Source organism: Streptomyces sp. (assembly GCF_035645055.1).
Lineage (GTDB): Bacteria > Actinomycetota > Actinomycetes > Streptomycetales > Streptomycetaceae > Streptomyces.
Genome location: NZ_DASQNH010000098.1, coordinates 52396 through 66125 on the forward strand (window position 1 = coordinate 52396; position 13730 = coordinate 66125).

11 protein-coding genes and 1 tRNA gene are annotated in these 13730 nt (G+C 74.0%); 7 read left to right on the forward strand and 5 right to left on the reverse strand.

The features are described 5' to 3' along the window. Window positions 1-85: 85 nt before the first annotated feature. Window positions 86-1528 carry a hypothetical protein gene (locus VE614_RS31635; RefSeq protein WP_324945099.1) on the forward strand — a complete coding sequence of 481 codons (1443 nt, stop codon included), beginning with the start codon at window positions 86-88 and terminating at the stop codon, window positions 1526-1528. Window positions 1529-1685: 157 nt separating this feature from the next. Here VE614_RS31635 and VE614_RS31640 read toward each other — a convergent pair whose 3' ends face one another. Beyond that, window positions 1686-2282: a histidine phosphatase family protein gene (locus VE614_RS31640; protein WP_324945102.1), complete on the reverse strand. Its 597-nt coding sequence runs from the start codon at window positions 2280-2282 to the stop codon at window positions 1686-1688. Between the two features lie 157 nt (window positions 2283-2439). Between VE614_RS31640 and VE614_RS31645 the strand changes: the two genes are divergently transcribed. The 5 genes from VE614_RS31645 (at window position 2440) to VE614_RS31665 (ending at window position 8789) form a co-directional block, all read left to right on the forward strand. Then, complete coding sequence (locus VE614_RS31645) at window positions 2440-3405, forward strand: phosphatase PAP2 family protein (protein WP_324945105.1); 966 nt, start codon at window positions 2440-2442, stop codon at window positions 3403-3405. After that, window positions 3356-4558: a hypothetical protein gene (locus VE614_RS31650; protein ID WP_324945108.1), complete on the forward strand. Its 1203-nt coding sequence runs from the start codon at window positions 3356-3358 to the stop codon at window positions 4556-4558. Before VE614_RS31645 ends, VE614_RS31650 begins: the two co-directional genes overlap by 50 nt. Then, window positions 4549-6153 (forward strand): hypothetical protein, encoded by a 1605-nt coding sequence (locus tag VE614_RS31655; RefSeq protein ID WP_324945111.1) that lies wholly within the window; start codon window positions 4549-4551, stop codon window positions 6151-6153. The genes VE614_RS31650 and VE614_RS31655 overlap by 10 nt, the downstream gene beginning before the upstream one ends. Further along, complete coding sequence (locus VE614_RS31660) at window positions 6150-7508, forward strand: AAA domain-containing protein (protein WP_324945115.1); 1359 nt, start codon at window positions 6150-6152, stop codon at window positions 7506-7508. The genes VE614_RS31655 and VE614_RS31660 overlap by 4 nt, the downstream gene beginning before the upstream one ends. 153 nt (window positions 7509-7661) lie before the next feature. After that, window positions 7662-8789: an LLM class flavin-dependent oxidoreductase gene (locus VE614_RS31665; RefSeq protein ID WP_324945118.1), complete on the forward strand. Its 1128-nt coding sequence runs from the start codon at window positions 7662-7664 to the stop codon at window positions 8787-8789. Here the strand turns inward: VE614_RS31665 and VE614_RS31670 are convergent. Continuing rightward, on the reverse strand, window positions 8768-10750 hold the full coding sequence (locus VE614_RS31670; RefSeq protein WP_414719680.1) for a putative bifunctional diguanylate cyclase/phosphodiesterase: 1983 nt from the start codon (window positions 10748-10750) through the stop codon (window positions 8768-8770). The two genes, VE614_RS31665 and VE614_RS31670, sit on opposite strands and share 22 nt — an antisense overlap. A gap of 312 nt (window positions 10751-11062) precedes the next feature. Here VE614_RS31670 and VE614_RS31675 point away from each other — a divergent pair, with 312 nt between their 5' ends. Next, complete coding sequence (locus VE614_RS31675) at window positions 11063-12334, forward strand: M6 family metalloprotease domain-containing protein (protein WP_324945124.1); 1272 nt, start codon at window positions 11063-11065, stop codon at window positions 12332-12334. A gap of 84 nt (window positions 12335-12418) precedes the next feature. On the opposite strand, the gene VE614_RS31680 is transcribed toward VE614_RS31675, so the two are convergent. The 3 genes from VE614_RS31680 to VE614_RS31690 all read right to left on the reverse strand — a co-directional run bounded on the left by VE614_RS31680 (window position 12419) and on the right by VE614_RS31690 (window position 13528). Next, window positions 12419-12492 (reverse strand) — tRNA-Lys (locus VE614_RS31680). Beyond that, window positions 12483-13253, reverse strand: a complete 771-nt coding sequence (locus VE614_RS31685) for a bifunctional DNA primase/polymerase (protein ID WP_324945127.1) — start codon at window positions 13251-13253, stop codon at window positions 12483-12485. Before VE614_RS31685 ends, VE614_RS31680 begins: the two co-directional genes overlap by 10 nt. Next, window positions 13166-13528, reverse strand: a complete 363-nt coding sequence (locus VE614_RS31690) for a hypothetical protein (RefSeq protein WP_086167629.1) — start codon at window positions 13526-13528, stop codon at window positions 13166-13168. Before VE614_RS31690 ends, VE614_RS31685 begins: the two co-directional genes overlap by 88 nt. Between the last annotated feature and the right edge of the window lie 202 nt (window positions 13529-13730).

The window sequence follows — 13730 nt, forward strand, 5'->3', positions numbered from 1 at the left end:
CACCGAATAAAGCCAGTACCAGGGCAGTTCGGTCAACTCGCTTGAATCCGGCATGGTTCGACGGTTCGCACGAGAGGACCCGGCCATGACGTCGTCAGCGGTGACCTCGTCTCAGCCCAGTCGGCCACCGCGGCCGAATCTCGCCTTCCGGCGGCTGCGCGGCCGGCGTTCGCCCGCGGAGTTCGCGGCGGCGGTACGCCGGGCCGCCCGCGAGATCGGCGAGCAGGTCAGCTGTGACGCGCGTTACATCGGCCGGGTGGAGGCGGGCGAGATCCGTTGCCCCAACTACGCGTACGAGCGGGTGTTCCTGCACATGTTCCCCGGCCGCACGCTCACCGATCTGGGATTCGCGCCCCGCTCGTCCGTCCGCGGCCGGGGCGCGCGCCTCACCGAGGACACGCCCCCCGTGCACGACCTGAGCCCCGCCCACACCACCGGTGAGATCCGCGCGGGGTTTGAACCGTATGACCCGCAGTACCCGTACGACCCGCACATCAACTACGAGGAGAGCGACGTGCTGCGTCGCGCATTCATGACCGGCGGAGGCGTCACGGTCGCCGCCGCCTCGCTGGGCCCCCTCGGGCTCGCCCCGGAGGTGACGGCCGCGGAGCGCCCCGTCCGCCGCGTCGGGGCGAGCGAGGCGACCGCCCTGGAAGAAGCCGTCCGCCGGATCCGGCTGCTCGACGACCGGCACGGCGCCGACGGCCTCTACCGGCGCGCGGCGGCCCCCCTGCGCGCCGCCTACGCGCTGCTGGACGCCGGCACGACCCGGCAGATGACCGCCCACCGGCTGCACTCCGGCGCCGGTGAACTGGCCATTTCCGTGGGCTGGCTGGCACACGACTCCGGGCGGTTCGACGACGCGCGCTCGCACTACGCGGAGGCACTGGCGACCGCGCGGATGACCGGGGACTGCGCGCTGGAGGCCCACGCCTTCTGCAACACGGCGTTCCTCGCCCGCGACGCCGGGCGGCCACGGGAGGCGGTCCGCGCCGCGCAGGCCGCGCAGCGCATCGCGCGCCCCCTCGGCTCGTCCCGGCTGATGTCGCTGCTGGCGCTGCGCGAGGCGGGCGGCTGGGCGGGGCTCGCCGACCGCGCGGGCTGCGAACAGGCCCTCACGCGCGCGCAGGCCCTCTTCGAGCGAGGCCCCTCGGACGCCGACCCCGAGTGGATGAGCTTCTACGGGGAGGCCGAGCTGGCGGGTCTGGAGGCGCAGTGCTGGTCGACGCTGGGCGACTGGCGGCGGGCCGCGCGGCACGCGGCGCGGGCGGCGCGGCTGCAGGATCCGCACTTCACGCGGAACATCGCCCTGTACACCGCCGAGCTGGCGGACGACCTCGCGCGCGGCGGGCGGCCGGACGAGGCGGCGGTGGCGGGGATGCGGGTGCTGGGGCTGCTGGATCAGGTGCAGTCGTCCCGGGTGCAGCGGATGCTCGCCGGGACGGCGCGGGTTCTGCTGCCGCATCGGCGGGCGGCGGAGGTGTGCGAGTTCCTGGAGCGGCACGCGGGGGTGGCGCGTACGGCGTGAGGGACGCTGCTCTCGAGGGCGCGGGCCACGCGGCGTCTGGTGCGTGCGACCGCAAGGCGCCGGAGCGCCCGCGTGGCGGAGTCACGTGGGCGTTTCCGCAACGCGGCGAGCGTGCGTGCCAGACGCCGCGACGCAGGCGGGGATTGTCAGCCAGGCCCTAGCCCGGTAGGTGCCCCGAGTCGTTCCAGCTCTCGATGGCAGGTTCGCCGTAGGCCCAGCCCAGGATCGACAGGGAGGTCGGGTTGAGGCGGATGCGGGAGGCGAAGGCGATCGGGAGACCGAGCCAGCGGGCGCCGATGGAGCGCAGGATGTGGCCGTGGGCGAAGACCAGGACGTCACGGTCGGCCTCGCGGGCCCAGGCGACGACCTCGTCCGCGCGGGCCGTCACCTCGGCCAGTGTCTCGCCCTCGGGCACGCCGTCGCGCCAGATCAGCCAGCCCGGACGTATCGCCTGGATCTCGGCCGGGGTCATGCCCTCGTAGGCGCCGTAGTGGAACTCCATCAGCGCGTCCCAGGTCTGCGCGCGGTCGCCGAACCCGGCGAGTTCGCAGGTCTCGCGCGCGCGGGAGAGCGGGCTGGTGCGCACCTCGACGCCGGGCAGGCCGTCGAACGGCGCCCGGTGCAGCCGCTCGCCGAGCAGCTTGGCGCCGCGCCGGCCCTCGTCGAGCAGCGGCACATCGGTCCTGCCGGTGTGCTTGCCGGACAGCGACCACTCGGTCTGTCCGTGCCGGGCCAGCAGGATGCGCGGTGCCATGGATGACCTTTCCGGGGGAAACCAGAGGCGGAACCCCTCCATCATCGCGCACCCTGTGGTGGGGCAACCTGGGGGGCGATCTTTGCGTCTTCAAAGGGCCGGGGCGCCCCAGAGAGGCGTGGCCGTGGAACGTGGAACGAAGGGGGAGGGCGATCGGATGCCGCAGACCGAGTCACCAGGCATCGAGGTGGCCCCGCGGACCCGGCTGCGCTGGTGGACGGAACTGCCGCTGCTCGTCATGGTGTACGCCTGCTACTCGGCGGGCCGCCTGCTCGCCCGCGGGGACGTCTCGACGGCCGTCGACCACGGCCTGGCCATCCTGCGCGTCGAGAAGGCCCTGCACCTCAACGCCGAGCACCCCTTGAACCGGCTGTTCACGCGCGAGGAGTGGATCGGCGTCCCGGCCGACTTCTGGTACGCGTCGCTGCACTACCTGGTCACCCCGGCGATCCTGATCTGGATCTTCCGCTCCCGCGCGGTGCACTACCGCGCGGCCCGCACCTGGCTGATGACCTCGACGTTCATCGGCCTGATCGGCTTCACCCTGCTGCCCACCTGTCCGCCCCGTCTGCTGTCGGCCGGGTACGGCTTCGTGGACACCATGGCGCAGTACAGCTCGTACGGCTGGTGGGGCGGGGAGGCCAGCGCGCCGCGCGGGCTGGGCGGCATGACCAACCAGTACGCGGCGATGCCGAGCCTGCACGTCGGCTGGTCGCTGTGGTGCGGGGTGATGCTGTGGCGGTACGGCGGGACGCGCCTGACGAAGGTCGCGGCCGTGGTCTATCCGCTGGTGACGACGATCGTGGTGATGGGCACCGCGAACCACTACTTCCTCGACGCGGCCGCGGGGGCGGCGGTGATGGGCGCCGGACTGCTGCTCACCCCGCTGGTGATGCGCGCCGCGGACCGGGTCAAGACCCGTCTGGCAGCCCGTACCGCACACGTCGCCGCACCCGTCCCGCAGGCCGCAACGGCCGCACAGGCCTCGATTGTCAGTGACGGATGCCAGACTTCGGCGGGTGAGCGAATTCCACGGCAGCGCGAGTCACGGTTCGGACCGGGAGCCGAGCCCAGTGCCGCACCCTCGGAGGCGGGGGACGGCGCTCCGGCAGCGGCTCGCTGAGCTGCGCGGTCCCGACGTACCGGCCAAGGCGCTCGACGCGCGTGCCCTCGCGGCGCTGGCCGCGAACCCGGGCTGCGCGCGGCGGGCGGTCCTCGACGGGGCCGGGGTGGACAAGACGAGACTGGCGGACGCGCTGGGCTCGCCGTCCGCCTTCGGCCAGTCGCAGTTCGCCCTGACCCGGGGCAACGCGTTCGAGGCCCGGGTCAAGGCGGACGGCGGCGCCGAGCTGCTGCGCCTGGCGCACGGGAAGCTGGATCCGCAGGCGGCGCCGCCCGATGAGGGGCGGGTGCCGGACCTGTCCGCGATCGGCCCGCAGGGGCGTGCGGCGCGTACGGCGCTGGCGCTGCGGGAGGCCGTGGAGGCGGGCGGCTGGACACTGCTCGACCATCCGATGCTCGCCCTCGACGTGGCCGGGTCCCCGGCGTTCCTGGAGCCGGACGCGGTGGTCGTGCACCCGGACGGCAGCTGGACGGTCGTGGAGATCAAGTCGTTCCCGATGCTGGACGGCTCCGCGGACCCGGCGAAGGTGGGCGCGGCGGCCCGGCAGTCCGCGGTGTACGTGCTGGCGCTGGAGGAGGTCGCGGCCCGGCTGGACCCGGCCCCGCGCGTGCGGCACCGGATCCTGCTGGTGTGCCCGAAGGACTTCTCCAACCTGCCCGCCGCGTCCGCGGTGGACGTGCGCAAGCAGCGCGCGGTGACCCGCCGCCAGCTGGCCCGGCTCACTCGCATCGAGGACATCGTCGACGCGCTGCCCGAGGGCACCTGTTTCTCCCCCGAGCTGCCGGCCGCCGAGCTGACCGCCGCCGTGGAGTCGGTCCCGGCGGCGTACGCGCCCGAGTGCCTGTCCGCCTGCGAGCTGGCCTTCCACTGCCGCGGCCGGTCCCGCGCGGCCGGCGCGGTCACCTCCCTCGGCCGCGCGGCCCGTGCCGAGCTGGGCGGGCTGACCACCGTGGGCGACGTCCTGTCGGCGGCACGCGGCGAGAGCGGCGATCCGGACGATCCGACGGTGGCCGCCCTGCGCCGCGCGGCGCGCCTGCGCGCGGAGGCCCTGGCCACGGCGGCTTCGGACCGGGACGGCCGGTCGGGCCCGCCCGCCCCGCACACCCCCGGTCACGCGGGCATCCCCGGTCAGGAGGCCGCCCCGTGTCGCTGATCACCACCCTCGCGCGGCTGGAGGCCCTCGACACCGGCCGTGCCCAGCCCACCGCGACCGTGCGGCACCGGCATCTGTCGGAGCGGCCGCTGGTCTTCGTGCCGCTGATCACCGCCGGTGAGGCCGGGGCGCCGCTGGGCGCGCTGGTCGGCACCGACCGGGACGCGCCCCGGCTGCTGGTCGTCCCGCAGCCGCGCGACCGGGATCTGCGGTTCGCGTTCCTGGCGGAGCTGGCGGACGTCGTGCTGCCGTACATCGACGCGCACGCGGACGCCGTGGAGGCCGCCGAGCGCACCGAGACCGACCCGGAGACCGGCAAGCGGATCAAGGTCGAGGTCGATCTGTGCGCGGACGCCCCGCAGCTGATCGTGCCGAGCCGCGCGGGCATCGACTTCGTCCGGCTGCTGGGCCGCTCGATGCGTTTCCGCCGTACGGCGGAGCAGGACCCGGAGACGCCGCATCCGGCCCCGCCCCGGGTGCCGCTGCTGGGCCGCTGGCTGACGCATTACGCGGAGCGGTCCCGGGTGCCGGGCTCCTCGCTGCTGCTCGCGCTGACCGAGGTGCTGGCGCGGCACTGGGCGACGGGCCAGTCAGGCCTGGAGGACCAGCACCTGGGCGCGCTGCTCGCCTGGATCGACCCGCCGCGGGGCGACTCCGGCGCCGAGGCGGCGCTGCGCGCGGAGTTGGCCCGGGACGAGCGGGGGCAGCTGCTGTGCCCGCCCGCGGGTCCGGCCACCGACCCGGCGTTCGACAACAAGCTGCTCGCCCCGGCGATCGAGCGCTACGACCGCGCGCGCGGTGCCCTCGCCGCCGCCGAGGACGGGCTGGAGGCGGACGAGCGGCTCGGGGCCGTCACCGCGGCCGAGCGGGAGATCCGCGCCCTGGTGGAGAGCGTCACCCGCCCGGCCTGGGACGCGGTGTGGCGGGGTCTCGACCTGCTGCGGGCGCTGCCGGAGGGCGGGCATGTCGAGGAGCGGTGGACGCGGGACCGCTGGTCGTTCACCGGCCACCGCGACCGGGTGCTGTCCGGCGAGCCGCCGCAGCCGCGCCACGACGACGCGGTGACCGCGGCGAACAAGCTGGCCACGCGGGAGCGCGAGCAGGCCCGTCTGGAGGCGCAGGAGGCGCTGGACGATCCGCTGGTGATGGCGGGCCGGCGGCTTTCCGGGGAGGCCTTCGCGGGCGAGGTCGTCGATGTGGAGATGGCGTACAGCGAGGGCAGGCGGCCCAGCCCGCGCCCGCTGGTCACGGTCCGCACGGACGACCGGCCGCACCTCGGCGAGCGGGCGAAGGTGTACCGCTCGCTGGACGGCAGGCCGCAGTCGTGCGAGTTCGTGGCCGTGCAGGAGGACGGTGCGGCCGGCGCGCTGATCGTCCTGCGGGTCCTGGACAAGATGGGCCGGGGCAAGGAGCCCGAGCCGGGTTCCGTGCCCGAGAAGGGCGACCGGATCTGCTTCACGCTGTTCGAGCACGAGCAGCGGGGCGGCGCCAAGCTGCCGGACCCCGAGGACACCCCGTGGACGCACGGCGGTCCGCCCGGTGAGGAGTCCGCCCCCGAACCCGCCGACCCCGTGACCGAGGAGGACGTGCTGTGACGGCCGAGGCCATCGCCGACCCCGGGGCCCCGTTCGACCCGGGCACCGCCGCCGCGCGGGCCACCGAGGCGATCCTGCGGGACACGCTGCACGGACCGGACCGCGGTGTCGTCGTCGACTCGCCGCCCGGCGCGGGCAAGTCCACCCTCGTGGTGCGCGCGGCGCTGGAACTGGCCGGCGCGGGGCGCCCGCTGATGGTGGTCGCGCAGACCAACGCCCAGGTCGACGACCTGGTGCTGCGGCTGGCCGAGAAGAGCCCCGAGCTGCCGGTGGGCCGGCTGCACAGCAGCGACGCCGATCCGTACGACAAGGCGCTGGACGCGCTGCCGAACGTCCGTACGTCCGCGAAGGCGGCCGATCTCACCGGTCTGCCCGTCGTCCTGTCGACGGCCGCCAAGTGGGCGCATGTCAAGGTCGACGAGCCGTGGCGGCACGCGATCGTCGACGAGGCGTACCAGATGCGCTCCGACGCGCTGCTCGCGGTCGCCGGGCTGTTCGAGCGGGCGCTGTTCGTGGGCGACCCGGGGCAGCTCGACCCGTTCGCGATCGTCGGCAGCGAGCAGTGGGCGGGACTGTCGTACGACCCGTCGGCGTCCGCGGTGACGACGCTGCTCGCGCACAACCCGGGGCTGCCGCAGCACCGGCTGCCGGTCTCCTGGCGGCTGCCCGCCTCGGCCGCTCCGCTGGTCTCGGACGCCTTCTACCCGTACACCCGCTTCCGCAGCGGCACCGGCCACGGCGACCGGAGGCTGGCCTTCGCGGTTCCGTCGGACGGCTCGGGCCCGGACCGGGTGATCGACGAGGCGGCCGAGTCGGGCTGGGGCCTGCTGGAGCTGCCCGCGCGGCACACCCCGCGCACCGACCCGGAGGCGGTGCGGGCGGTGGCGACGGTGGTGCGCCGCCTGCTGGACCGGGGCGGCGCGGCCACCTCGGAGCGGTCTCCCGACCCGGCGCCCCTGACCGCCGGCCGGATCGCCGTCGGTACGGCCCACCGGGACCAGGCGGCGGCCGTCCGCGCGGCCCTCGCCGAGCTGGGCGTGAGCGAGGTCACGGTCGACACGGCGAACCGGCTCCAGGGCCGGGAGTACGACGTGACGGTGGTCCTGCACCCGCTCTCCGGCCGACCCGACGCCACCGCCTTCCACCTGGAGACAGGCCGCCTGTGCGTGCTCGCCTCCCGGCACCGGCACGCGTGCATCGTGGTCTGCCGGGCGGGCGTGGGCGAGCTGCTGGACGACTATCCGTCGACGGAGCCGGTGCGGCTGGGGACGCTGGTGAAGTTCCCGGACGGCTGGGAGGCGAACCACGCGGTCCTGGCCCACCTGGCGGAACACCGGGTGAGCTGGCGCCCCTAGAGACCTCGGACACCGGGTGAGCCGGCGCCCAACGGGGCCGGCGGGCGCCGCTGTGTCGTGGACGACGTATCGCAAAATCCGGGAATGAACCTCCCGGCGCCTCCCGTTGACGCCCATGACCCACCGTATGGCGACAAGAGCAGGAGGCCCACCGTGGCGGCAGACGACACCCGGGACGCCGAGAACCGCACCGGCGACAGCGACGGCGTCCGGGGCACCGCGCACGGCTCCGCCCCCACCCCCCTGTCGGTGCTGGACCTGGTCACGGTCAGCGCGGGCAGCACCTCCACGGACGCCCTGCGCACCAGCGTCGCCCTGTCCCGGCTGGCGGAGTCCCGGGGCTTCCACCGCTACTGGGTGGCCGAGCACCACTCCATGCCGGGCGTGGCCTCCTCCTCGCCCGCGGTGATCCTCGCCCATCTCGCCGCCCACACCGACCGCATCCGGCTCGGTTCGGGCGGGGTGATGCTGCCCAACCACGCCCCGCTGGTCATCGCCGAGCAGTTCGGCACCCTGGAGGCGATGGCCCCGGGCCGGATCGACCTCGGGCTCGGCCGCGCGCCCGGCACGGACGGCGCCACCGCTGCGGCCCTGCGCCGCACCGACCGTCCCGACGAGGGCGCCGACGACTTTCCCCGGCAGCTGGCCGAGCTGACCCGGTTCCTGGACGACGACTTCCCCGACGGTCACCCCTACCGCCGTATCCACGCCGTGCCCGGCCCCGTCCAGGCCACCTCCCCGGGTGGTGTCCAGTCCCCGCACCGCCCGCCGGTGTGGCTGCTGGGCTCCTCCGGCTACAGTGCCCGGCTGGCCGGTCTGCTGGGCCTGCCGTTCGCGTTCGCCCACCACTTCTCCGCGCAGAACACCATCCCGGCGCTGGATCTGTACCGGGAGTCCTTCAAGCCGTCGGAGCTGCTGGCCGAGCCGTACGCGCTGATCGGTGTCTCGGCGCTGGCCGCCGACGAGGAGCGGGTGGCCCGGCGCGAGGTGAGGGCGGCCGTGCTGAGCATGATCCGGCTGCGCGCCGGGCGGCCCGGCCTGGTGCCGAGCCCGGAGGAGGCGGAGGCGTACGAGTTCGGCCCGATGGAGCTGGACTTCGCGCGGTCGTGGAGCTCCAACGTCATCCACGGCACCCCGGACGAGGTCCGCACCGGCCTGGACGACCTGCGCAAGCGCACCGGCGCGGACGAGCTGATGATCACGGCCAACACGCCCACCGCCGAGGTGCGGCTGCGCAGCTTCGAACTGATCGCCGACGCCTACGGCTTGCCGGCCGCCTGACCCGCGGGGCAGGCCAGCAGCTCGGAGATGCGGTCGGCGGCCACCGGCCGGGAGTACAGCCACCCCTGGCCGGTGTCGCAGCCGATCCGGCGCAGCCGCCCGGCCTGCGCGGAGGTTTCCACGCACTCGGCGGTGACGGTCAGCCCGAGCCGGTGCGCGAGCTGGATCATCGCCTCGACGATGACCTCGTCGGCCGGGCTGGCGTGCGCGCTCGCGTCCTCGTACTGGAAGCCGCGCACGAACGACCCGTCCAGCTTCAGCACGGACACCGGCAGCCGGCTGAGGTAGGCGAGGTTGGAGTAACCGGTGCCGAAGTCGTCGATGGCGATGCGCACGCCCATGTCGCTGAGCGCCTGGAGGGTGCGCAGCGGGCGGCCCGAGGAGCCCATCACGGCGGATTCGGTCAGCTCCAGTTGCAGCAGGTGCGGGGCGAGGCCGGTCTCGGCGAGGGTCTCGGCCACGTCCGCGACGAGGTCGGAGTCCCAGACCTGACGGACCGCCACGTTGACGCTGACGAAGATGGGCGGCTCGTCGGGGTTCTCCAGCTGCCAGCGGCGGGCCTGGCGGCAGGCGGTGGCGAGCACCCAGCGGCCGAGCGGGACGATGGCGCCCTCCTCCTCCGCCAGTCCGATGAACCGATTCGGCGTCAGTGTGCCGAACTGCGGATGATTCCATCGCACCAACGCCTCCACCCCGCTGAGGCGTCCGTCGGCCATGCCGACCAGCGGCTGGTACTCCAGGGTGAACTCGCCCCGGTCGATGGCCGGGCGCAGGGTGGAGGCGAGCGCCTGGCGGGTCATGCGGTGCGCGTTGCGCTCGGGGTCGAAGAGCGTCCAGCGGGCCTTGCCGTCGGCCTTGGCCCAGTACAGCGTGGTGTCGGCGGCCTGCATCAGGCCGGTGGCCGTGGTCCCGGCGGCCTGCCGTTCGATGACGCCGATGGAGGCGGAGACGCTCAGCCGCTGTCCGGAGAGGTCGAACGGGGCCTGGAGGGCGTTCAGTACGGATTCGGCGAGATCGGCCAGTTGCTCGGTGCCGGTGGAGTCCTCGACGAGCAGGGCGAACTCGTCGCCGCCGAGCCGGGCGACGAGCGGGGCTCCGGAGCGGGTGTATCCGGCCTTCTCGGCGCAGCGGGTGAGCCGGTCGGCGACGGCGGCCAGCAGCCGGTCGCCGACGCGGTGGCCGAGGGTGTCGTTGATGGCCTTGAAGCCGTCGAGGTCCAGGTAGCACAGGCCGATCCGGCCGGTGCCGCCGCGGCTGTGGTAGTCGGTGTCGAGGGCGGCGGAGAGGCGTTCGAAGAACAGGGTGCGGTTGGGCAGCCGGGTCACCGGGTCGTGCATCTGCAAGTGCCGCAGCTGCGCCTGGAGTTCGCGCCGGGCGCTGATGTCGGTGACGGACAGCAGGACGCCGGGCGCGCCGTCGGCGAGCGGGGCGGCGGTGATCTGCGCCCAGACGGCGGGCCCGTCGGGGTGCTTGAGGCGGCGGGTGCAGCGGAGTCTGGCCTGCCGGCCGCGCAGCACCTCGCGGTAGGCGTGCCAGGTGCGGGGGTCGGAGGCGAGGTCGAGCAGGTCGGCGGCGACGCGTCCGACGAGGGCGCCGGGCTCGGTGCCGAAGAGGGCGGCGAGCGTCTCGTTGGCGGTGACGACCCGTCCCTCGCGGTCGACGACGGCCATGGCGAGGGGCGCGGCGGCGAAGGCGGACCGGTAGGAGTCGCGGCCGCGGACCGCCGCGTCGTCCGCGTCCGCACCCGTGAGGACGAGTGCGGCGTCCACGTCCGCGCCTGTGGGCACGGGAGCGGCGTCCGTGGCCCCGTCCGCGGGGACGAGTGCGGCGGCGCCCAGGTGCGCGCCCATGGGTACGAAGGCGACAGCGTCCGTACCACCCGGCGCCTCGGAGTTACTGTCTGTGACGGCCGGCCGGATGAGGTCTGCCGCGGGCGTCGGCCCTTCGGAGGTTCCGCTCACCGCTCGCTCCCGCAGTGCACTCGATCGTCGTCCGCGCAGGAAAGTGTGCCGATCATAGAGGCTGTCCTCCGGCCCTTCCAGCCACTGCCCGTCACTCAGGGCATACCCACTTCGCGGGCGGATCGTTTCTGCCCACGGCTGGACGCCTTCGCCAGCCCTACGACCACTGGTGACGTTCCGTGAGCACTTCGGGGGTGTCGTCTTCCGAACCGGCTGCCCGTCTCACTCGTCCGGTCCAGACAAACAGGACGCAGTACGACAATCTGCCACACGCTGGATGCGGTGTCTCCCCGACCGCATCCGGAGGTCCTCGTGCCGCGTCCGCTTCCGCGCCCCCGACTGCGCAGCACCGCGGCCGTGTTCACCACCCTGGCGGCCCTCGCCGCGACCTCCCTCTTCACCGGCCCCTCGGTCGCCGAGCCCTTCTCGGCGGCACCCTGCGCCCTCCAGCGCACCAGGGCCCACCACTCGGAGGGCCTGGACACCTGGAACGCCGCCTATCCGCGGCCGACCCGCTCACTCGACGCGGTGATGGTCTTCCTGTCCTTCCCGGACTCCGAGCCGCTGATCACCCCGGCGGAGCTGACCGCCGATCACTTCCCCGTCACCAGCCGTTACTTCGCACAGGCGTCCTACGGCCGGTTCACGCTGCGCCCGCATCCGCTGCGGAACTGGATCCGGATGCCGCGCCCGTCCACGGCGTACGCCATACAGCGCGACTGGAACGCCCCGCAGCGGGCCGCCTATCTGCGCGACGCGCTGGCCGCCAGCGACGGGCAGGTGGACTTCTCGCGCTACGACGTCGTCTACTTCGTCGCCGATCCGCACGCGCCGGGCGTGGACTCGGACGCCACCAAGGTGGTCAATCTGGACACCCCGCTGCGGGCCGACGGCACGGACATCCGGCGGGTCGTCACGGTGTTCGAGGACCACCCGCCGGACCGGCTGGTCCTCGCCCACGAGACCGGCCATGTGTTCGACCTGCCGGATCTCTACCACCGTCCGACGGACGGCAAGGGCGACTGGGACACCCATGTCGGCGACTGGGACCTGATGGGCAGCCAGTTCGGACTCGCCCCCGACCTCTTCGGCTGGCACAAGTGGAAGCTGGGCTGGCTGGAGGAACGCCAGGTCGTGTGCGTGCCGGGCAGCGGACCGGCCCGGCTCACCCTGGAGTCGCTGGGCGCCGGCCCGGGCGTGCCGGTGACGGGGACCGCCGGGGTGCCGTTCTTCGGCTCCGGGCGCGGGACCAAGCTGGCCGTGGTGCGCACCGGCCCCGACCGGGTGCTGGCCTTCGAGGCGCGGGGCACGGTCGGCAACGACCACGCCGCCTGCCGGCAGGGCGTCCTGGTGTACCGGGTGCACAGCGGCGCCGATTCCGGGGGCGGCCCGGTCCAGGTGATCGACGCCCATCCGGAGACGGAGGCCTGCTGGGAGAACTCGGTCTACCCGGCGCTCGCCGACGCCCCCGTCGCAGTCGGGGAGAGCTTCACGGTGCCGGGCGAGGACGTCCGGGTCGAGGTGGAGGGCCGGACGGCGTCGGGCGCCTGGACCGTCAAGATCTCGCCAGCGCGGGAGAGCTGATCGCGGCGTGGGAGAGCCGCTCCGGAAAAAGCGAAAGGGCGTTCTCGCAATCGAGAACGCCCAGGTCAGCGACCTAATCGCTAGTGCGCCGCCAGGGACTCGAACCCCGGACCCGCTGATTAAGAGTCAGCTGCTCTAACCAACTGAGCTAGCGGCGCCTGCTGACGTCGTAGACCTTAGCATCCGGGTCGGCGGGAGGCGAAATCGATATCCGCACCGCCGCCCGGGCCGTCCGGACCGCCGCCCACAGCAGCACCTCCGGGCCCGGCAGCCAGGGATGACGGGTGTCCGGAGCGACGATCCAGCGGGATCCCGCGGAGGCCGCGGCCGGCTCCGGGCCGGCCGGGGCGGGGACGGTCACGGCGTCGCCGTTGCCATGGCAGAGAAGTGGCGGGATCTCGCCGGTGCGGCCCTGGCAGCCCCACTCCTCCCACTCCATCAGCGAGGGCAGCCGCTGCGCGGTGCCCGGCGCGGCGAAGAGCAGCATCCGGCCCCGGTGCAGCGCCACCGGTCCCGAGCCGGGCCCCTCCTCCCAGAGCCGGTCCAGCATCCGGCGCCCGAACACCGCGGGGGCGCTCACCACGTCGAAGACGGCGCCGCAGGGCAGCACGACCGGGGCGTCCGGCCGCTCGTCCCACAGCGCGAGAGTGCTGCGCGGATACGTTCCCGCCGAGGCGAGCCAGGAGGCTCCGTCGAGGGTGACTGTGCTGCTGCTCATGCCACCCAGGTCTACCCGCCGTGTGCGTTCCGTTTCGCTGAGTTGCCGGAAACCGGGACAGCCGACGGCGGCAACGGGTATCTTGCCCGGCTGGCATATGCCATACGGATCACTCAGACCGGATCGGGACCCCGTCCGTCCGCCCCCCGCAGCAGGTCCCGGCCGAACTCGACCATCTTCTTGGCGTAGTCCTCGGTCCACTCGGCCCGCTCGGCGATGTCCGCGGTCGTCAGCCGGTCGAACCGCCGGGGATCGGCCAGCTGGGCCGCCGCGATCGCCTGGAACTCCACGGCGCGGTCCGCCGCCGCGCGGAACGCCAGCGTCAGCTCGGTCGCCCGCGCCAGCAGCGCCCGCGGATCGTCGATGGACTCCAGATCGAAGAAGTGCTCCGGATCGCCGGCCGCCTCGGCCGGCTCGAAGAGCAGGGGCGCGGGGCGTAGCCGCGGTTCGTTGCGACGCGGCGTGGGCTCCGCCATGTCGTGGCCTCCTCATACGGACGGGATACGGACGGGACGGACGGACTGCGGATGAACCATGGACGGACCACGGGTGGATCGGGTGGCCCGCCCCCGTCATCCCGGCCGGACCACCCTCCATTGTCCCCCGCCCGCGCAAGGAGGCCGTAGGAAGTCGTGAAAACTCGTACTCGGAGCAGCCGTGCCCTGCGGACCGGGCCGG